Below are 19837 nucleotides of genomic sequence, written 5' to 3' on the forward strand. Positions count from 1 at the left end.
GCCTGTCGGGCAACCAGAACCCACCGGCGGTCAGGATGTGGCGGACTCCTGAGCCGACGGCGGGCCGAGCCGGGTCAGGCGACCTGGGGTTTGGGTGCCGGCTCCGGCGCGGGCGGGGTTCCGGTGAGGGTGGACTTCTCGCCGAGGAGGTCGGTGGTGGGAGTCAGGACGTCCAGGCGAGGGCGGGGTAACAGGCGGGGCCGGATCGCCAGGCCCCGGCGGCGGGAGAAGTACAGGACTGAGGCGGTGGTGCCGAGCATGGTGATGGCACCGCCCACGATCAGCGACCAGCGGGCGCCGAACTCCTGGCCGATCCAACCGATGAAGGGTGAGCCCAGGGGCGTACCGCCCATCAGGACCGTCATGTAGAGGGCCATCACCCGGCCGCGCATGGTGGGCTCGATGCCCAGCTGCATGGTCGCGTTGGCGGCGGTCAGCATCGTCAGGGCGGTGAAGCCGACCAGCGGCAGGACCACGGCGAAGGACAGGTACGTCGGCATCAGGCCGCTGACGATGTCCATCAACCCGAAGGCGAGGGCCGCGCCGATCACCAGCCGGGCGCGGGTCCGGACCCGGCGGGCGGCCAGCAGCGCGCCGGCCAATGAGCCGATCGCCAGGATCGAGCCGAGGATGCCGTACTCCCCCGCGCCCTTGTGGAAGGCCTGGGTGGCCATCAGCGCGGACGTCATCTGGAAGTTCAGCCCGAAGGTACCGGCGAAGAACACCGCGACGAGCACCATCATCAGGTCCGGCCGGCGCCACAGGTAGCGCATCCCGTCGCGGATCATGCCCTTCTCGCGGGCCGCCACCTTCGGTGTGTGCAACTCCTTCGAGCGCATCAGGTGCAGCGACAGGATCACCGCGGCGTAGCTGAAGCCGTTGATGATGATCACCGGCCCGGTACCGATCCAGTGGATCAGCAGTCCGGCCAGCCCGGGGCCGATCAGCCGGGCCGCGTTGAAGGAGGCCGAGTTGAGGCCGACCGCGTTGGACAGCTCGTCCTTGCCGACCATCTCGACCACGAACGCCTGCCGGGTCGGCGCGTCGAACGCGGTACCGATCCCGAACAGGAAGGCGAGCGCGTAGACGTGCCAGGCCTCGACGATGCCGGTCACCGTCATCGTGCCGAGGACGAGCGCGACGGCGCCCATCGCGATCTGGGTGATGGTCAGCACCCGGCGCTTGGGGAACCGGTCGGCGATCAGCCCGGCGTACGGGGAGATCAGCAGCGCGGGGAGGAACTGCAGGCCGGTGACGATGCCGAGGGCGGTACCGGAGTGGGTCAGCTCGAGGACCAGCCAGTCCTGGGCGACCCGCTGCATCCAGGTGCCGATGTTGGAGATGATCGCGCCGGTGGCGTAGAGCCGGAAGTTGCGGACCTTGAACGCGCGGAAGGTCGGACTCACTGGGCCGCCAGGCGTTCGAGAACAGGTGCTGCCTTGCGCAGGATGTCGCGCTCCTCAGGGGTGAGTTTCTTCAGTTTCGTCTGCAGCCACTCGTCGCGCCGGCGCCGGTTGGCGTGGATCAGGTCGTGCGCGGCCTGGGTCAGCTCGACCACGATCTGGCGCTTGTCGGTGGCATGCGGCCGGCGGACCACCAGGCCCGCCTCCTCCATGTTCGACACGATCCGCGTCATCGACGGCGGCTTGACCTGCTCGTGCGCGGCCAGCTCGCCGATCGTCATCGCGTCGTGTTTGCCGAGCGCACCTAGCACGCCGAGCTGGTTCGCGGTCAGGTCGTGGCCCTCGACGCGCTGCCGGCGGATCTGCCGGGACAACCGCAACGTGGACGACCTGAGCGCACTGGCCAGTCCGACGTCACTCTTCACCTGCTGGGCGACGATTTCGGGCATATCGTTAGCATAGCTCATTACCTTTGCTAACAAAATCGAGTAGGTTAATGTTCCGCCCATGGGGACACCACCGGAGCTGGCCCGGTACGAGCAGCGCTTCCGGCGCGCCGGGCTGCCGCTGTTCGTCGAGGACTTCTCACCGGCCCACGACATCTTCAACCGGGCGACGCCGGTGCTGGTGCTGGTCTTCCTGGTGGAGATGCTCGGTGCCACCTCGCTGGAGTGGACCTGGTGGCAGAACCTGCTCGCCGCGATCGGCGGGCTGGTCGTCCTGATCGCCGGCTTCGGGCTGCTGAACCGGGTCCGGGGCCGCCGGTTCTGGTCGTTCCCGACCCGCTTCGGTACGCCGGAGCTGGCCGTCTTCGTGCTGCTGCCGGCCCTGTTGCCGCTGGCCACCGAGGTCCAGCTGCGGCAGTTCTTCGGCGTTGCCCTCGGCAACCTGCTGCTCGTCGGGGTGGTCTACCTGGTGGTCGGCTACGGCCTGATCGGTACGACGTTCTGGGGCCTGCACCGGCTCGGCTCGGAGCTGGCGAGCTCGGTGGCCAGCCTGGTCCGGGCCCTGCCTCTGCTGCTGGTGTTCTCACTGGTGTTGTTCATGACCGCCGACATGTGGCAGGTGTTCGCGGGCATGCCGACGGTGTTCATCGTCTTCCTGGCCGCGGCCTTCGCCGTGCTCAGCAACCTGTTCCTGGTACTCCGGCTGCCGCGCGAACTGGACCAAATCGAACGCGACAGCGGATCGGGGCCGCCCTTGCGCCCGATCCAGCGCCTGAACCTCAGCATCAGCCTGGTGATCCGGCAATGGATGCAGGTGCTCGTTGTCAGCGCAGGCGTCGGCCTGTTCTTCGTCGGCTTCGGCCTGCTCGCGATCAGCCGGCACGTCTACGAGCTGTGGGGCATCGACCCCGGCAGCTGGTCGCACCAGTTCATCTTGCTGGATCACCCGCTACTGCTCTGCGCGACGCTGGTGAAGGTCGCGGCCGGCATCGCGACCTTCACCGGGCTGTACTACTCGATCTCACTGATGACGGACGCGACCTACCGCACCGACTTCCTCGACAACGTCACCATCGAGCTGCGCGAACTGTTCACCGCTCGCGCGGAGTACCTGGAGCTGCGGGCTCGTCTGCTCCCAGCGACGTCTTCAGGAAGTTGAGTTCGTGCAGGAGCAGGCCGACGACCGTGGCCTCGTCGGTGGGTGAGTGAGCGGCGCCTGTCAGCGGCAGGACCTGGTGGGGGCGGCCTGCCTTCAGTAGGGCTGCTGAGAGGCGCAGGGTGTGGGCGGCGAACACGTTGTCGTCAGCGAGGCCGTGTACCAGGAGTAGTGGCCGTTCGAGCTTGGCGGCCTCGTTGACGGTGGATGAGCGGTCGTAGTCGGCGGGGTACTCGTCCGGGTGGCCCAGGAAGCGCTCGCGCCAGTGGGTGTCGTACAGGCGCTGCTCAGCCGGTCCTGCTCCGGAGATGCCGGCGTGGAACACGTCGGGGCGGCGTAGTACGGCGGCTGTCGCGAGCATGCCGCCGAAGCTCCAGCCGGTGATGCCGACGCGGGTCAGGTCCAGGTCGGGGCAGTGCTCGGCTGCGGCGTGCAGTGCGGTGATCTGGTCTTCGATCGGGGCGGCGAGGAGGTCGTGGTGGACGGTCTTCTCCCAGGCGGGTCCACGGCCCGGGGTACCGCGTCCGTCGGCGATAACTACGGCGAAGCCGGCGTCGGCGTACCACTGGGCCTTGTAGAACCAGGGGGCTGCGACCTTCATGACGAGGGACATAGCGGGGCCGGCGTAGGGGGCCATGACTACAGGGAGCTTGGTACCTGGTTGATGCCAGGACGGGAGCAGTAGGGCGGTACGGATCTGCAGGTCGCCGGCTTGGAGCCAGGTGATGTGTGGGGTGGCCGCGGGGGTGGCGCGATGGGAGGTGATGGGGTGCTCTTGGCCGTTGCGGCGCACTACATAGGTGCGGCCCGCCTCGGTGTTGGAGCTGAGCAGGAGGGTGTTGCCGGCGCGGTAGCCCTCGTGGGAGCCGGGGGCGTCGCTTAGTTGCTGGAGGCCCGTTTCGTCGTACAGCCAGAGGTGGCACTCGGTGGGCTCGTCGCTGGCCAGGAAGAGGACTGACTCGCCGTCGACCTTGAGGACCACTCGGAGTTGAAGGCCGTCCGGGGTGACGCGGGCGCCGTCGACGGTCAGGTAGCGGGTCTCGCCCGCGTCTTCAGTGTGGACGAGCTTGCCGGATGTCGTGCGGCCGGGGACGCCGTCGATGAGTTGCACCCAGGCTGCGTCGCGCTGCTCGTGCAGTAGGTGGGTTTCGCCGGTATCGGGGTCAGCGGCGAGTATTTGGAGCGTGCGTTGGTCGCGGGACTGGACGCTCAGGAGGGGGCCGTGGCTGTCCCAGTCGGCGGTGGCCAGGTATTCGTACGCCGTAGCGTCCCAGCGCAGCTGTGTTGAGCCACCGGCCAGGTCGAAGGTGTGGAGTGAGACCAGCGCGTTGGGGGTGCCCGCTGCGGGGTAGGGAACCTGCCGGGGTGGCTCGGCCGGGTTGGCGGGGTCGGCGATCCACCAGCGCTGGACTGGGGTCAGGTCGACTCTGGCCGCCATCAAGCGAGTGCCGTCCGGCGACCACCAGTGTCCGCGTGTCCGGTGCATCTCCTCGGCGGCGATGTACTCCGCCACACCCCAGCTCACCTCGGGGTCGTCGTCAGAGGCGACCAACTGGTCGTTGCTGCCAGCGACATCAACCACTCGCAGTGATCGCCCGCTGACGTAGGCGACTCGACGCCCCGTGGGATCGAGGCGAGGGTCCGACACCGGGCCAGGAACCGCCGCCCGCCGCGGCTGCGCCGCGGCGGGCGGCGGAGAAGATGGAGAAGCAGCGGGCGGCGAAGTCGCGCCCGGCGTGGGGTCGAGGCTGAGGGACCAGAGTTCGCCGTTGGTGGTGTAGGCGACCGTGCTCATCGCGGTGTCGGTGGTGTAGGTGCCGACGTCCGTGGCCAGCAGGTGTTCCTCGTTGTCTGCGAGGAGCCAGAGGCATACGACTGGGTCTTCGGGGCCTCGGGTGCGCAGGAAGAGGATGCGCTCGCCGTCCGGGGACAGGGTGAAGTCGCGGGGTAGGCCGAGGGTGAAGCGGCGGGTGCGGGCCGACTGGGTGGGGAATGCGTAAGTGTCCATAAACAGGAGTCTGGGCAGCCCTGAAAGGGACACCCAGATGAGAGTAAGTCTACCAATACCGGCTGATGTGGGTAGCTGGTCCCCCAAATGTGAGCAGGCGTGACCGATGTGGGCAGCGACTCCGGCACCGTCCAATGGAGGCACCGAAACGTACGAACGAAGGATGCAGACCGGATGACACTGATCGAAGAGTTGCGCGCGGCCGTCAAGGGCGAGGTGTTCGGCCCCGGCGACCCGGAGTACGACGTGCAGCGGCAGGCCTGGTTCCTGCTGGTCGACCAGCGTCCGGCCGCCGTCGTGCACGTGACGGGAACCGAGGACGTCCAGGCGGCGATCCGCCTGGCGCGCCGCCACCGGCTGACCGTGGGGGCTCAGCCGGTGGGGCACGGCGCTACGCAAGCGACCGGGAGCGACGCGATGATCCTGCTCCGCACCGGCGCGCTGGATTCCATCGACATCGCCGACGGTGTGGCGCGGGTCGGCGCCGGCGTCCGCTGGCGCGACCTGAACACCGCACTGACCGGCACCGGCCTGACCTCGCTGCCGGGCAGCAGTGGCGACCCGAGCGTGGTCGGCTACACCCTCAACGGCGGCGTGAGCTGGTTCGGCCGCAAGCACGGCTTCGCGGCGAACCACGTCCGCGCGTTCGAGCTGGTCGATGCCGAGGGCCACCATCTGCGGGTCACCAAGGACGCCTTCCCGGACCTGTTCTGGGCGCTGCGCGGCGGTGGCGGCGAGTTCGGCATCGTCACCGCGATGGAGCTCGACCTGCTGCCCGAGCCGAAGATCTACGGCGGCCGGATGATGTGGTACGCCGAGGACGCCCGCGAACTCCTGCGCGCCTTCAGCGAGGTGACCGCGGCCGCGCCGGAGGAGCTCAGCCTCTGGGCCTGGCTGATCAACATGCCGGACGTCGAGTTCGTCCCGCCGCCGATGCGGGGTCGCTGGATGGTCGCGATCGACTCCACCTACCTCGGGGACGGCGACGACGCCGAGAAGCTGCTCGCGCCGATCCGGGCGGTGGCCGAGCCGTTGGTCGACGGGGTCGGCGAGGTCACGCTCGACCAGGTCGGCGCGATCGCCCAGGAGCCGGAGGACCCGATGCCCGGCATCGGCAAGGTCGCGATGCTGAAGGAGTTCAGTCAGTACACGATCGACGCACTGCTCGAGCTCGTCCTGGACCGGCCGCAGCCGTCACCGCTGATGCTGGTCGAGGTCCGGCACGTGGGCGGCGCCCTCACCCGGCCGGGCGGCCACGAGTCCGCGGTCGGCACGATGACCGACCCGTACTTCGTACTGCTCGGCGGAATGGCGATGGCGCCGGAGCACGGCCCGCTGCTCCAGGCTGAGATCGACACCGTGGTCGCCGGGCTGGCCCCGTGGGCCGGCGGGCTGTTGCCGCCGACGATGGCGCACGGCGAGCCGGTCGAGGACGTCTACCCGGCCGCCACCCTGACCCGGCTGCGCGAGATCAAGAACCGGGTCGACCCCACCAACCTGATCCGCGGCAACCGCCCGCTGGTCTGACCAACAATCCCGCTGAGGTGGGCAGGGTTCAGCCGAGCCCCGCTCACCTCAGCGGGATCAGGCCGAGCGCTCCCGGGACAGCCCGAGCGAGCGAGCGGCCGCTGCTGCCTCTTGACGGGTGCGGGCGTCCAGGCGGGCCAGGATGGCGGAGACATGGCGGTCGACTGTTCTCGTGGACAACACCAGCTCGGCAGCGATCTGCGGATTGGTCAGTCCGTCCGCGAGCAGTACCAGTACTTCGAGCTGGCGCTCGGTGAGCCCACGCGGGTTCTGCCGGGTCCGTGTCTGGGCGCCTCGGGGGATCCTAGCCACGCCGAGCTCCTTCAGGCGGCGCCGGACCATCGCAGCGGCCGGCGCCGCACCAAGCCGGTCCAGCGTCTCCAGCGCGTGGAGCGCGTCGTCCGGATCGTCCGACTCGGCCAGCGCGAGCGCCTGCTCGTACGGGTCGTCCGGATTGGTCCAGCCGTAGCTTCCCGGCAGCCGGCGGAACGCCTGGATTTCGGTCAGATGCCGGATCTCTTCCCGGATCGTGCTGAGCAGGAACGGCTGGTCGTTGAGCCAGGCCCATTCGGCGTACGCCGTCGCGGCATACGCCAGCCCGTCAGCGACCGCTGCCGCCGGGCGCGCTGCCACACGTCGGCCAGCAGGCCGCCCGCTTCCGGAGCACCCCGCCGAGCCAGTACGCGGCCGAGGCTGGACAGGCTCAGTACAGACAGCATGCCCTGGTCGTCCACCGAGTCGATCAGCCGCCGCAGCCGCTTCTCGGCCGCCGCCCACTCCCCCAGCCGCAGGTCCAGCAGGGCCTGGTGGACCTCCAGGTTGTACGCGTGCGAGCCGAAGCCCCGCTCCCGGACGAACTCCAGCCCGTCCCGCAGGCAGTCGGCCAGCTCGGTCCAGTGCGTCTCGCGGTACAGCATCTCGGCGAGGTTGGTGTAGCCGCGGGCAACGGCTTCGTAGTCGCCCGTCTGCGTCGCCAGCTCGATGCTCGTCCGCAGATGCTTCAGCCCGGTCGGCGAGCCCAGATCGCACCAGGCCAGGCCGAGGTAGTTGTGGCACAGCGCGTCGATGTCCGACCGGCCCGCCTCGCAGGCGAGATCGTGGGCTCGCTCCAGCTCCGGGATGGCGTCGACGGCATCGCCGGTGAGCGCCATCAGCATTCCCCGACCAGCAGCGGCCGAGGCCCGTACTGCGACGGTACCGACCCGCGAAGCGATCGCAATCGCCTTGTCCGCAAGGGTGATCGCCAAGGCCGTGTCGCCGGCCATGTAGAGGAACCGGGACTGCCGCATCAAGGTCTCGACCAACGGCAGCGACTCACCCAACTGCTCGAACAGGTCGAGCGCCTGCTGTCCTGCTTGGACGGCGTCGGCGAACCGATGGGCGATGTGGAGCTCCCACGCATAGGCGTCGAGCAGCGCGGCTCGCTCCGGCACGTCCAGGCGATCGGCGTACGGCAGTACGGCTTCCAAGGCCGCCAGCGCCTGCCGGTGTGAGCCGGCCTCGCTCGCCTCGCGGGCCGCACGGGGACCGTAATCGAGCAGTACTGCGATGTTGCCCGCCTGGACGGCATGGTGGACGACCCGGAACTGATGGACGTCGTCGCAGTGGAGCATCAGCTCGAGGATGTGCGCGTTCAGCAGCCGTCGGCGGACCGGCGGCAGGGCCTGCTCGATCGCGCGCCGGGCCCACTCATGCCGGAAGCCGACAGTACTGCCGTGCGCCTCCAGTACGCCGGCCTGCTCGGCACGGCTCAACCCGTCGAGCTTGCTGCCGATCACCTGCGTGATGTGCTGCAGCTCGACCGTCGTGGGGATCACGGCGAGCTGCTCGACAACGGCCAGGCTCTCCTTGTCGAGCCGGCTCAAGCGCGCCAGTACGGCGTCGACGACGGTCGCCGGGATCGCGTCGATCGGGCCGGCCAGCACCTCGGTCACGTAGAACGGGTTGCCGCCGGTCAGTGCGTGCAGCTCGTCGGCGTCCCGGCCGCTGCCCGCCGACATCCAGCGGACCGCGTCCCGCGACAGCGGCTGCAGGCTGATCCGCCGGATCGGTACGTCGGCGAGCGATCCGAGCCAGCCGCGCAACGGGTGCCGCGCGTCGAGCGAGTCCTCCCGGTAGGTCAGCACGACGATTGCGCCCGGCAACTGTTCGAGCCGGTGCACGAGGTAGCGCAGTACGTCGAGGGTCGCGTCGTCGGCCCAGTGCACGTCCTCGATCACCAGTACGGTCGGCCGGCGGAACTCGGCCAGGAAGTCGTTGAACACCGCCTCCGGCTCGGTCGCCGTCGCCATCGGGCCGCCCGCGACGCGGAAGGCGTCCCGGATCGGCTGCAACAGCGGCGGCGCCAGGAAGTCGTCGCAGGAACCGGCCAGCACCCGGTACTCCGGGCCGACCCGGGCCACCATCTCCCGGATCAAACTGGTCTTGCCGATCCCCGCCTCGCCGGCGACGAGGACGGCCGTGCTGTCGCCTGCTGCGATCACGTCCAGCAACTCCTGGACGTGCTGGTCCCGCTCGATCAAACGAGCCTGTCCATGCCTCACACCGAACTCCCCCGAGTCGCCGTATACCCGGGGGAGCGTAGCCGGAAAGCGTCGTCCGACCCAAGGAGCCGGACGATAATTTAGCAAACAACTAACTGCGAGTAATCGGTTTCCAGGCTCAGGTGAGCCAGTCCCCCAGCGGGCCGATCGCGAAGTACACGACGAACAGGGCCGAGACCACCCACATCAGCGGGTGGATCTGGCGGGTCTTGCCGCGGACCAGCTTGAGCAGCACGTAGGAGACGAATCCGGCTCCGATGCCGGCGGTGATCGAGTACGTGAACGGCATCAGGATGATGGTCAGGAAGGCCGGGATGGCCACCTCGAGATCGTCGAAGTCGATCCCCTTCACCTGCGTCATCATCAGGAAGCCGACCAGCACCAGCGCCGGGGTGGCCGCCTCGTACGGCACCAGGGTGACCAGTGGCGCGACCACCATCGAGATCAGGAAGCAGATCCCGGTGACCACGCTGGCCAGCCCGGTCCGGGCGCCCTCACCGACACCCGATGCCGATTCGATGTACGACGTGTTGCTGGACACCGAGGCGGCACCACCGGCGGCGGCCGCGACGCTGTCGACGATCAGGATCCGCTGCGCGTGCGGCGGGTTGCCCTCCTTGTCCAGCAGCCCGGCCTCGGCCCCGATCGCGGTCATCGTGCCCATCGTGTCGAAGAAGTCGGCCAGCATCAGGGTGAAGATCAGCAGCAGCGCGGAGATCACGCCGATCTTGTCGAACGAGCCGAACAGGTTGAACTCGCCGATCGTGTCCAGGTTGGGTTTGCTGAACCAGTCGTCGGGCAGCTTCGGCACGCTCAGGCCCCAGCCGCCGGGGTTGTCGACGGTCCGGCCGCCGACGTCGAAGATCGCCTCGACCACGATCGCCAGCACGGTCGCGGCCAGGATGCCGATCAGGATCGCGCCCTTCACCTTACGGGCGTACAGGGCGATCACCAGCACCAGGCCGACCACGAAGACGAGCACCGGCCAGCCGCGGAGGTTGCCGCCGACACCTAGTTCGACGGGCGGGCCGCCGGGCGCCGAAGGCCGGCGTACGAAGCCCGCGTCGATCACGCCGATGAAGGCGATGAACAGGCCGATGCCGACGCTGATGGCGATCTTCAGCTGCACCGGCACCGCCTCGAAGACCGCCTTGCGGAAGCCGGTCAGGACCAGGATCAAGATGATGATGCCCTCGATCACCACCAGGCCCATCGCGTCCGCCCAGGTCATCTTGGAAGCCACGCTGAACGCGATGAACGCGTTCAGGCCGAGGCCGGCGGCCAGTGCGAGCGGGAAGTTCGCCACCAGGCCCATCGCGATCGTCACCACGCCGGCCACCAGCGCGGTGGCCACGGCGACCTTCGCGATCGCGGCGACCGGGTCGGTGCCACCGCCGATGTACTGGCCGGCGCCGTCCTTGACGGTGCCGATGATGAGGGGGTTCAGCACCACGATGTAGGCCATCGTGAAGAAGGTGACGAGGCCGCCGCGAACCTCACGGCCCAGCGTCGACCCGCGGTCGCTGATCTTGAAGAAGGAATCCAGGAAGCCTGAGCTCATGGCGGAATGGTGCCAGGTGGCGTCGCCCGATGGCGAGGTATTCCGGAGAGTTAAGGTGGTGGCGTGTCAGATCCCGAGCAGGTACCGGCCGCGAAGAAGCGGAACGACCCGACCAGTCAGCTGGCCCGCGGCGAGATCGTGCACGCCGAGGTGAAGCCGCTGGATCTGTCCGGCATCCCGACGGTGATCTTCGGGATCTGCGCCTGGGCGGTCGCGTTCGTGGTGGTGCTGATCTTCCGCTCGGACCTGAAGAAGGACGGCGATGAGTGGTGGTTGTGGGTCACCGTCGCCGGTTTCGGGCTCGGCTGGATCGGCCTGCTGTACTGCCGCCGCCGCTGGGCCGCCATCCAGGCCGGCCACCGCCCGGCGACCGAGGACTGAATCCCCGGTCGCTGCCCGGCTGCTAGTAGTTCGCGCTCGCTTCCGCCGCGATCTCTTCCGCGGTGGGCATCGGGAACTCGTCGATGTCGTCGTCTTCGGCGGTCGTCGCCTGGACCTCATCGTCCGACGGGGGCTCGGCGGCTGCCTCGACCTCGACCTGGACGGCGTCGGCTTCCTCGACCTGCGCGGCTTCGGCTTCCTGCACCTTGGCCTGTGCAGCGTCGGCCGCCTGGAGCTCGGCCTGCGCGGCTTCGGTCACCTCGACCTCGGCCTCGACGGCGTCCATCGACAGGTCGTCGTAGCCGGTGGTGTCGAAGGCGTGCTCCGTCGACGGGTGGTCGGGCGCCTCGATCACAGCGTCCGAGTGCGCACCGCAGCCGTAGTCGTAGGAGACGATCCGGCCGTCGCCCGGCGCCATCTCGTTGGTACAGGCCCCGAACGCCTGGCCGAGGCTGTCGTTCAGCCGGATCCAGTAGCCGCAGGCGAAGCACTTGTACGGAACCGCTTGCGCGATCGCCGAGGCCGGACCGAAGTCACCGGCGTACCAGCGCTCGGCAGCGTCCTCGCGACCGTCGACCGACAGCACCCGCTCACGACCGAGGCCGAGCTCCTCGACGACAGCCAGTACCTCGTCAGGCGCACCGGTCTCGGTGTAGCCGGGCTCGAGCCGCGGGTCGTCCGGCAGCGTCGGGAACAGGTCACCGGGCCGCAGGTCGCCGGGCTGGACGCGCTCCGACCACGGCACCCAGTCGGGGCCGACGATGGCTTCCTCGCCCGGCAGCATCACGACCTCGTTGATCGTGACGTTCTTCGCGCGGGAGGCGCGGGTCAGCGTGACCGCCCAGCGCCAGCCGCGGTAGCCGGGGTGAGTGGAGGCGAAGTAGTGCGTGACGAGCCGCTCACCCTCGACGAGATAACCGAGGTAATCGCCCACCTGGGCGGCGCCGGCTTCGACGATCGCCGCCTCGCGAGCAGGCTCGACCGCCGCGACGCTGATGGCGTCCGGCTTGGCGCGGACCGGTTCCGGAGTCTTGACGGGAGTCACAATCGGTCATTCTCGCACGGCCGCCGCCACGATCCGAACCGCGTGGAGACTCCGGTCTGTCCCCCTCACAAGGCAGGATGGTGACATGGAACGCCCGGACCCCCAGAACCCCCCGCGCCAAGGCGCCGAAGGCGGTCCACGTCCGGGCTCGGAACGACCGGGCGAACGCGGTGGCGGCGGGTCGTCGCGGGCGGGTGAGCGTAGTACTGGGGAGCGGCTTGGCGATGCCACCAAGAAGGTCGGCGCTGCGGGGAAGAAGGTTGGGCATGCGTCGAAGGTTGGCGCGGCCGGGTTTGCGAGCGTGTCCAAGAAGACGGCGGGAGTAACCGGGCGGGTTGGTAAGGCGACCGGGCGGCGGATCCGTGGGTTGACGGGGGCGCAGGGGGCGCGGGAGTCGGGGCTTTCGCGGTTGATCGAGCTGGGGTTCGTGAACTCGGCGGGTGATACGGCGTTCGCGGTGTCGCTGGCGGGGACGGTGTTCTTCGCCGTGCCGAGTTCGCAGGCGCGGGACCGGGTCGCCTTGTTCCTGCTGCTGACGATGGCGCCGTTCGCGTTGATGGCGCCGCTGATCGGGCCGGTGCTCGACCGGTTCCGCCACGGCCGGCGGTGGGCGATCGGGGCGACGCTCGGGCTGCGCGGGTTCCTGGTGTGGAGTCTGGCGGCGTCGATCCACGACAGCTCGACTTGGTTGTATCCGGCGGCGCTCGGATGTCTGGTCGCGTCGAAGGCTTATGGCGTGACGCGTGCGTCCGCAGTACCGCGGCTGCTCCCCAAAGAAGTCACCCTCGTCACCGCCAACTCGCGCATCTCGCTCGCGGGTGTGGCGGGCGCGACGATCGGCGCCGGTATCGCGGGAGCCTTCGCCGCGATCGGCCCGGAGTGGTCACTGCGATGGGCGGCGCTCGTCTACCTCATCGGGCTGATCCTCGCGATCCGGCTGCCTGCTCGCGTCGACTCGCCCGCCGGCGAAGAGATGACCGGTACTGCGGGGCGCGACGCCCGGCGTAAGGCGATCACCGCCGCGGTGGCTCGCGGCATCCGCTGCAACCTGGGCCTGCGGTTCGTATCCGGCTTCCTGACGATGTACTTGGCGTTCCTGCTGCGAGACAAACCGATCAGCGGGATCGACGGTGTGGTCGCGGCGGGAGCGGTGATCGCGGCGGCCGGGATCGGGAACAGCCTCGGCACGCTCTCCGGATCGTTGCTCAAGGCCCGTAAACCGGAGGCCGTCGTACTGGCCGTCCTGCTCGCGGACACGGTGGTCGCCGTCGCCGTCGCCGTCTTGTATGGCTTCCCACTGCTGATCGTGCTCGGCCTGGTCGCCGGCCTGTGCAGTTCCCTCGGCAAGCTGTCGCTGGACGCGATGATCCAGCGAGATGTCCCGGAGACGGTCCGTACGTCGGTCTTCGCCCGCTCGGAGACTGTCCTCCAACTCGCCTGGGTGATCGGCGGCGGCTGCGGCATCCTCCTCCCCCTCATCCCCCGCCTCGGCTTCGGCTTCCTCGCCGCGGTCCTGGTCGTCGCCGTCTTCCTGGTAATCCGCCAAAAGCCGGCCCCGCACCCGCCATCCCGCCCCCGCACCCCAGGCACCAACGGCCCCGGCCCCCACACCGTCATCCCCGGCGAACACCGCGAATCCCGCCCAGTACCAGACCACGAGCCCCGTCCCGCGCCTGACCACGAGGCCCGCTCCGCGCACGACCACGAGCCGGACGCCGGGCGGCCGACCCGCGAGCCGAGCACCACCCGCACGATCCTCACCAGCGAACCCGACCAGAGCGCTCCCGCCCCGAACGCCCCCGAGTCGATCGCCGAACGCCGAGCCGCCCGCGCCCGCGCCGCCGCAACCCCCCGCGTCACGGAGCCCACCGTCGAAGTCCGCGTAGACCCGACCGTCATCCAGTCCCCAGACACCCCGCGTGACACCCCACGCCCAACCACCCCACCGGTCGGCCGGTGGTGGAGTGGTCAGCCTGACGAGGACGACGACGCGACAACCGTCGACGAGGCACCCTGGGCAGCCGAGAAAACCCAAGAAAACAAGCCCACCCAGCCACATCCCGCCGCACCAGAACCACCCCGCCGCAGCAACCCCTTCCGTCGGCGCCGCCCACCCCGCTGAACCCCACCCGGGCTCGTCGCCTTCGGCGACCTCGCTGACAGGGTGGGGCGGGGCCTGGGGAGGATCTTGCCCCCGAACAGGGCGAATATCCGCCCCGGCGCCGGTCACAAGTCTCGGACGCCTGCGAAGGGTCCGCCCGGTGGTTCGGGTGGACCCTCCGTTGGTTGTGTCGGGGTCAGCTGACTGCTGCTGCGGTGCGCTCCAGAGAGGTGGGCTGCTCGGCGAGGTCTGCTTCGGGGGTGCTGATGGGGTCGGGGGTGTGGGTGGTGCCGCGGAGGACGAGGGTGACGGTTACTGCGGTGGCGAGCAGGAGGATGGTGCCGACCAGAGCGGCGACGTTCATGCTGTGGCTGAAGGAGTGGCGGGCTGCGTCCAGGACGGTGGTGGCCAGGTTCGCGGGGAGTTGGGCGGCTGCGGCGGTGGCGCCGGCCAGGCCTTCGTGGGCGGCGTCCGCTGCGGCGGCGGGGACCGAGGACGGCAGGTGGAGGTCGCTGCGGTAGGCGGCGGTACCGATGCTGCCGAGGATGGCGATGCCGAGGGCGCCGCCGAATTCGCTGCAGGTTTCCATCAGGGCGGAGGCCGAGCCGGCGCGCTCGGGGGCTACCGAGCCGACGATGGCCTCGGTGACCAGGGACATCACCATCACCAGGCCGCCGGCGAGGAGACCAGCGCCGCCGAGCAGGACGACCAGGTGGCCGTCTACGTGCATCTGGGTCAGTACGGCGAAGCCAGCAGCGGCGATCAGGAAGGCGAGGCCCAGGACGTACGCTCGGTCGATCTTCCGGGCCAGCGCCGCACCGAGCGGAGCGGCGCCACCGACGATGACCGACGGAGCGAGTGACCAGAGGGCGGCCTTGAGCGGTCCCATGCCGAGTACGAGTTGCAGGTACTGGGTCATGAAGACCGCGTTGCCGACCAGCGCCAGAGTGCCGATGGTGTTCGCCGCCAGCGCCCCGCTGAAGGCGCGGTTGCGGAACATCCCCAGCTCGATCATCGGGTGCTCAGCGGTCCGCTGCCGGCGAAGGAAGACGTAACCGATCAGCAGACCGACGACGATCGCGACGATCGGCAGGGTGTCGAAACCGTTGGCAGCCAGCTCCTTGATCCCCCAGATCACCGGCAGTACCCCCGCCAGCGACAGCACCGAGCTGAACAGGTCGAACCGGCCAGTCACAGCGGCCTTGAACTCGGGCAGCAGCAGCGGCGCCAGGACGAGCAGCAGAAGCATCGCCGGGGTGTTGATCAGGAACACCGAACCCCACCAGAAGTGCTCCAGCAGTACGCCGCTGAGCACCGGCCCGAGCGAGATGCCACCGAGCATCACCGCACTCCAGAAGGCGATCGCCTTCCCGCGCTGTACCGGGTCGTGGAACATGTTGCGGATCAGCGCGAGAGTCGAAGGCATCAAGGTCGCGCCCCCGATCCCGAGCACCGCCCGGGCCGCGATCAACTGCTCCGGCGACTGCGCGTACGCCGCAGCGACCGACGCCAGCCCGAAGGCGATCGCGCCGAAGATCAGCAGCCGGCGCCGGCCGATCGGGTCGCCGAGCGACCCCATGGTGATCAGCAGGCCGGCCAGTACGAAGCCGTAGATGTCGAAGATCCACAGCTGCTGGGTCGCGCTCACCCCGAGGTCCGCCGAGATGTAAGGAACCGCGAAGTACAGCACCGAGACGTCCATCGAGACCAGCAGCAGCGGCAGCGCGAGCACGCCGAGAGCGATCCATTCCTTGCGGCCGGCCTTCTGACCGGTGAGCTCCGATGCGCTCATGTCTACCCCTCCGAAGATCTGTCTACGCCGCACACTGTGTGCGCCATACACAGACCATACACACGATCTGTCTATGATGTAAACAGATAGCCGCGAGAAGGGATCGATCGATGACGGAGCTGCCGAGAGTGCTGCAGCAGTTGTGGGGAATGGAGGGTCCGGCCAGGCCGGGCCCGAAGCCGACGTTCCACATCAGCGACATCGGCAACGCCGCGATCAAGCTCGCCGACGCGGGCGGCCTCGGCGCGGTCTCGATGAGCAAGGTGGCGGCCGAGCTCGGCTTCACCACGATGTCGCTCTACCGGTACGTCGACTCCAAGGACGAGCTGTACGTCGTGATGCTCGAGCAGGCGTTCGGGCCACCGGCCGCGGTCGACCCCGGCGCGGACTGGCGGCAGCGCATCACCACCTGGGCGCTCGCCTTCCGCGACGGACTCCGGCGACACCCATGGGCGCTCCAGATCCCGATCGTCGAGCCGCCGCTGTCACCGCTGCAGCTGGAGTGGATGGAGAACGGCCTGCGCGCGTTCGAGGACACCGGCCTGAGCCCGGGCGACAGCCTGTCGGCGATGCTGCTGGTGAACATCTACGTCCGCGGCGCCGGCGCCATCACGGTCGGTGCGCCGTCAGGGTCGGAGGAGGTTTTGGAGGCCAACCGGCTCTACGTCCAGCGGCTGGCAATGCTCGCGGACCCCGACCGCTTCCCGACGATCGCCAGGAACCTGCAGTCGAGGCCCGCGGAGGACTTCGATGTGGACTACGACGCCGGTGAGTTCATCTTCGGCCTGGACGCGGTACTGGACGGCATCGAGGCGCTGATCGCCCGGCGGGCGTAGTACGGAGGATCAGATGTCGAGGCGGTCGGCGACTCCGCGCAGTACGGTGGCGGCGCCGCGGGCGGCCTTGCTGTCCGGGTGGCGGCCGCGACGGTAGCCCTCGCCGATGTTGTCGAGCATCTTGATCAGGTCCTCGATGACGAGGGCCATCTCCTCCGGCTTCGGCCGCATCGCCTTGGCCACCGACGGCGGCGGATCGATCAGCCGGACCTGGAGTGCCTGCTCGCCCTTGCGGCCCTCGACGACTCCGAACTCGACCTTCTGGCCCGGCTTGAGGTTGGTCACACCGGCCGGCAGTGCCTCCGCACGGACATAGACGTCCCCGCCTTCCTCTTTGCTGAGGAAGCCGAACCCCTTCTCGGAGTCATACCACTTGACCTTGCCAACAGGCACGGGAACCTCTTCGGTGTTGATCGTCGGAACAGGACGGAAGCCCCAGCGTACGTGACTCTGGGTACCCACGCCCCGGAAATTACCTGATGCGGGAACGATTCCGCACCCAGGCGTCTCGTTATCGCGGATCAGCGATAACGGTCCGGATTTGTCAAGCGTTCGTTCATCGAGCCGGAGCGGAATCCGCGGGCATCGACAGCGGCCGCCGCGAACCCTTCGGCGCGTACCAACTCGACCAGCGCGGAGTTGTCGACGGTGCCCAGCAGATCCGCGTCGATCTCGATGCTCGCCGACTCCCCGAGGTCACGGACCCGGACGTTCTGGACGCCGTACGGCGTGAGGTGGTTGCGGACCGCCATCTCGGCGCGGTCGACCCGGGCGAGCAGGTTCGGCGTGATCCGGATGCCGTACGCGATCCGGCTGGACAGGCAGGCAGCGGCCGGCTTGTCCGAGGTCTCGAGCCCCCAGCTGCGGGATGCCTCGCGGATCTGCGCCTTGGTCAGCCGGGCGTCGCGGAGCGGGGTGATCGCGCCGCGCTCGAAGGCAGCCCGGATGCCCGGCCGGAAGCCGGCGATGGCGTCGTCCGCGTTCGTACCGGTCGCGATCGCCTCGATGCCGAACTCGTCCGCGATCGGCTGCAGCGTCTCGACCAGCTCCGCCTTGCAGAAGTAGCAACGGTCACCGGCGTTGGCCTGGTACCCCTCGCGCTCCATCTCGTGCGTGTGCGGCGTGACATGCCGTACGCCGATGCTGTCGGCGAAGTGAGCGGCCGGCTCGAGCTCAGCGACCGGGAGACTCGGACTGACGGCAGTGGCCGCCACTACGTTCGCCGGGCCGATAGCACGTGCCGCTGCTGCCAGCAGGAAGGCAGAGTCGGCGCCGCCGCTGAAGGCGACTACCAGGCTCCCGTAGCTGGACAGTCGCTCCATCAGCGCTGACAGCCGCTGCTCGAGCACATACTCGTCCAACCAGGCCGGGAACTCAGTCAGGTCGTTCAGTACGACGTCTGCTCCGTAAGCGCGCAGCTCATCCGGAGTGAACGGCCCAGTGGCCACCGACACCGCCACTGCTCCAGCAGCGCGAGCGCCGTCGATGTCAGCCGTGTGATCGCCGACATAGATGGTCGCTGCATGCTCCCGAAGCGCAGTGCCCTTCTCAGCGCCGTGCAGGTCACCAACGGGCTCATCGACGTCCAGACCGAGGTGCTGCAGGTGCAGGTCGACACTGGGCCGGTACTTCGCCGACACCACGACCGTGCGCCCCCGGAGCGCCCGTACCGCGGCCAGCGACTCCTCGACCCCGGGCAGCGGCAGGCTGCCGGTGATCGCGTAGTGCGGGTAGTGCTCCCGATAGCGCGCGACCATCGCGTCGACCTGGTCGGCGGGGAACCAGTTGGCCATCTCCCAGGTCAGCGGCGGCCCGAGCCGGCTCACCACGAGCTCGGTGTCGATCGCCACCCCGGTCTCCGCCGCCAGCAGGTCCCAGACGGCCTTGATCCCCGGCCGCGAGTCGATCAGCGTCATGTCCAGGTCGAACCCGACGACCAGCTCGGGTACGTCGGTAGAGCCCGGCTGGGCAGGCTGGGACGGCTGAATCTCGGCGGTTGACACGTCCCCAACCTTACGTGGCCCGTTCCCGCAACCGGTCTCGCATCCCGAAACGGCCCAATAGTCTACTAATTCAGTTGGAATATAGCTGTTATGACAACCCAGCTCGAAGCACCCGCGATCACCGTCACCAAGGCAGGCGCCGCGATCGGCGCCGTCGTCGGCAACGTCGCCCTCGGCGGCGACCTCAGCCCGCAGACCGTCGCCGCCATCCGGCAGGCTCTGCTCGACCACAAGGTCATCTTCTTCCGCGACCAGCAGCACCTCGACGACGCCGGCCAGCTCGCCTTCGCCAAGCTGCTCGGTACGCCGACGCTCGCCCACCCGACCTCCACCAGCCTCGACGGCAACGAGCACGTGCTGCCGATCGACTCCGACTACGGCAAGGCCAACAGCTGGCACACCGACGTCACGTTCGTCGACCGGATCCCGGCGATCAGCATCCTGCGGGCGGTCACGCTGCCGGCGTACGGCGGTGCGACCACCTGGGCCAACACCGTTGCGGCGTACGCGAAACTGCCCGTCGCACTGCAGGCGCTGGTCGACAAGCTCTGGGCCGTGCACAGCAACGTCTACGACTACGTGGGCGCGGCGGACGAGGTGCGGATCGGCGGGGTGGACGTGAAGGTCGAGGAGCATCGCAAGCAGTTCGTGTCGAAGCTGTTCGAGACCGAGCACCCGGTCGTCCGGGTGCATCCCGAGACGGGTGAGCGTTCGCTGGTACTGGGGCACTTCGTCCGCCGGTTCGTCGGGCTCAGCTCGGCCGAGACGACGGCGTTGTTCCAGCTGCTGCAGAACAGGGTCACGAACCTGGACAACACCGTCCGCTGGCAGTGGCAGCCTGGCGACTTGGCGATCTGGGACAACCGGGCGACCCAGCACTACGGCGTCGCCGACTACGACGACCAGCCGCGCCGGTTGCACCGGATCACGCTGGCCGGCGACATCCCGGTCAGCGTCGACGGCGTCCGCAGTACACCTCGGACCGGAGACGCGACGCACTTCTCTCGTTGACATCGACCGCCCAGATGTCCGGGC

General features: G+C 69.0%; 16 protein-coding genes. 6 read left to right on the forward strand and 10 right to left on the reverse strand.

Going from position 1 to position 19837, the window contains the following annotated elements:
* Window positions 1-74: 74 nt before the first annotated feature.
* Both AB0M15_RS01465 and AB0M15_RS01470 read right to left on the reverse strand, forming a co-directional pair.
* Window positions 75-1406 (reverse strand): MFS transporter, encoded by a 1332-nt coding sequence (locus AB0M15_RS01465; protein ID WP_363812783.1) that lies wholly within the window; start codon window positions 1404-1406, stop codon window positions 75-77.
* Window positions 1403-1852: a MarR family transcriptional regulator gene (locus AB0M15_RS01470; RefSeq protein WP_343979687.1), complete on the reverse strand. Its 450-nt coding sequence runs from the start codon at window positions 1850-1852 to the stop codon at window positions 1403-1405. Before AB0M15_RS01470 ends, AB0M15_RS01465 begins: the two co-directional genes overlap by 4 nt.
* A gap of 58 nt (window positions 1853-1910) precedes the next feature.
* Between AB0M15_RS01470 and AB0M15_RS01475 the strand changes: the two genes are divergently transcribed.
* Entirely contained in the window at window positions 1911-3008 is a 1098-nt protein-coding gene (locus tag AB0M15_RS01475; protein WP_363812785.1) for a hypothetical protein, read from the forward strand.
* Here AB0M15_RS01475 and AB0M15_RS01480 read toward each other — a convergent pair.
* The gene (locus AB0M15_RS01480) at window positions 2941-5013 is read right to left on the reverse strand and encodes a prolyl oligopeptidase family serine peptidase (protein ID WP_363812787.1); all 2073 of its coding nucleotides are present in this window, start codon (window positions 5011-5013) and stop codon (window positions 2941-2943) included. The two genes, AB0M15_RS01475 and AB0M15_RS01480, sit on opposite strands and share 68 nt — an antisense overlap.
* A 174-nt stretch (window positions 5014-5187) precedes the next feature.
* Between AB0M15_RS01480 and AB0M15_RS01485 the strand changes: the two genes are divergently transcribed.
* A complete protein-coding gene (locus AB0M15_RS01485) occupies window positions 5188-6540 on the forward strand; it encodes an FAD-binding oxidoreductase (RefSeq protein ID WP_363812788.1) in 1353 nt (450 codons plus the stop codon).
* A 57-nt stretch (window positions 6541-6597) separates the two neighbouring features.
* Here AB0M15_RS01485 and AB0M15_RS01490 read toward each other — a convergent pair whose 3' ends face one another.
* The 3 genes from AB0M15_RS01490 to AB0M15_RS01500 all read right to left on the reverse strand — a co-directional run bounded on the left by AB0M15_RS01490 (window position 6598) and on the right by AB0M15_RS01500 (window position 10644).
* Window positions 6598-6882: a LuxR C-terminal-related transcriptional regulator gene (locus tag AB0M15_RS01490; protein WP_363814544.1), complete on the reverse strand. Its 285-nt coding sequence runs from the start codon at window positions 6880-6882 to the stop codon at window positions 6598-6600.
* A gap of 161 nt (window positions 6883-7043) precedes the next feature.
* A complete protein-coding gene (locus AB0M15_RS01495) occupies window positions 7044-9083 on the reverse strand; it encodes an AAA family ATPase (RefSeq protein WP_363812790.1) in 2040 nt (679 codons plus the stop codon).
* A 118-nt stretch (window positions 9084-9201) separates the two neighbouring features.
* Window positions 9202-10644 carry an NCS2 family permease gene (locus AB0M15_RS01500; protein WP_363812792.1) on the reverse strand — a complete coding sequence of 481 codons (1443 nt, stop codon included), beginning with the start codon at window positions 10642-10644 and terminating at the stop codon, window positions 9202-9204.
* Window positions 10645-10707: 63 nt separating this feature from the next.
* Here AB0M15_RS01500 and AB0M15_RS01505 point away from each other — a divergent pair, with 63 nt between their 5' ends.
* Window positions 10708-11025 (forward strand): DUF2530 domain-containing protein, encoded by a 318-nt coding sequence (locus tag AB0M15_RS01505; RefSeq protein WP_363812794.1) that lies wholly within the window; start codon window positions 10708-10710, stop codon window positions 11023-11025.
* Window positions 11026-11047: 22 nt separating this feature from the next.
* Here AB0M15_RS01505 and AB0M15_RS01510 read toward each other — a convergent pair whose 3' ends face one another.
* Window positions 11048-12070 (reverse strand): DUF3027 domain-containing protein, encoded by a 1023-nt coding sequence (locus AB0M15_RS01510; protein WP_363812796.1) that lies wholly within the window; start codon window positions 12068-12070, stop codon window positions 11048-11050.
* 85 nt (window positions 12071-12155) lie between these two features.
* Here AB0M15_RS01510 and AB0M15_RS01515 point away from each other — a divergent pair, with 85 nt between their 5' ends.
* Window positions 12156-14192, forward strand: a complete 2037-nt coding sequence (locus AB0M15_RS01515) for an MFS transporter (protein WP_363812798.1) — start codon at window positions 12156-12158, stop codon at window positions 14190-14192.
* A gap of 175 nt (window positions 14193-14367) precedes the next feature.
* Here AB0M15_RS01515 and AB0M15_RS01520 read toward each other — a convergent pair whose 3' ends face one another.
* Window positions 14368-15963: an MFS transporter gene (locus tag AB0M15_RS01520; protein WP_363812800.1), complete on the reverse strand. Its 1596-nt coding sequence runs from the start codon at window positions 15961-15963 to the stop codon at window positions 14368-14370.
* Between the two features lie 110 nt (window positions 15964-16073).
* On the opposite strand from AB0M15_RS01520, the gene AB0M15_RS01525 reads away from it, so the two are divergent.
* On the forward strand, window positions 16074-16799 hold the full coding sequence (locus AB0M15_RS01525) for a TetR/AcrR family transcriptional regulator (protein WP_363812802.1): 726 nt from the start codon (window positions 16074-16076) through the stop codon (window positions 16797-16799).
* A gap of 9 nt (window positions 16800-16808) precedes the next feature.
* Here the strand turns inward: AB0M15_RS01525 and AB0M15_RS01530 are convergent, their stop codons facing one another.
* Both AB0M15_RS01530 and larE read right to left on the reverse strand, forming a co-directional pair.
* Window positions 16809-17192, reverse strand: coding sequence for a cold-shock protein (locus tag AB0M15_RS01530; RefSeq protein ID WP_363812804.1), 384 nt, complete (start codon window positions 17190-17192; stop codon window positions 16809-16811).
* A gap of 128 nt (window positions 17193-17320) precedes the next feature.
* Window positions 17321-18802, reverse strand: coding sequence for an ATP-dependent sacrificial sulfur transferase LarE (larE, locus tag AB0M15_RS01535; RefSeq protein WP_363812806.1), 1482 nt, complete (start codon window positions 18800-18802; stop codon window positions 17321-17323).
* A 90-nt stretch (window positions 18803-18892) separates the two neighbouring features.
* Here larE and AB0M15_RS01540 point away from each other — a divergent pair, with 90 nt between their 5' ends.
* The gene (locus AB0M15_RS01540) at window positions 18893-19813 is read left to right on the forward strand and encodes a TauD/TfdA family dioxygenase (protein ID WP_363812808.1); all 921 of its coding nucleotides are present in this window, start codon (window positions 18893-18895) and stop codon (window positions 19811-19813) included.
* The last annotated feature ends 24 nt before the right edge of the window (window positions 19814-19837 follow it).

The organism is Kribbella sp. NPDC051718 (assembly GCF_040681515.1).
Lineage (GTDB): Bacteria > Actinomycetota > Actinomycetes > Propionibacteriales > Kribbellaceae > Kribbella.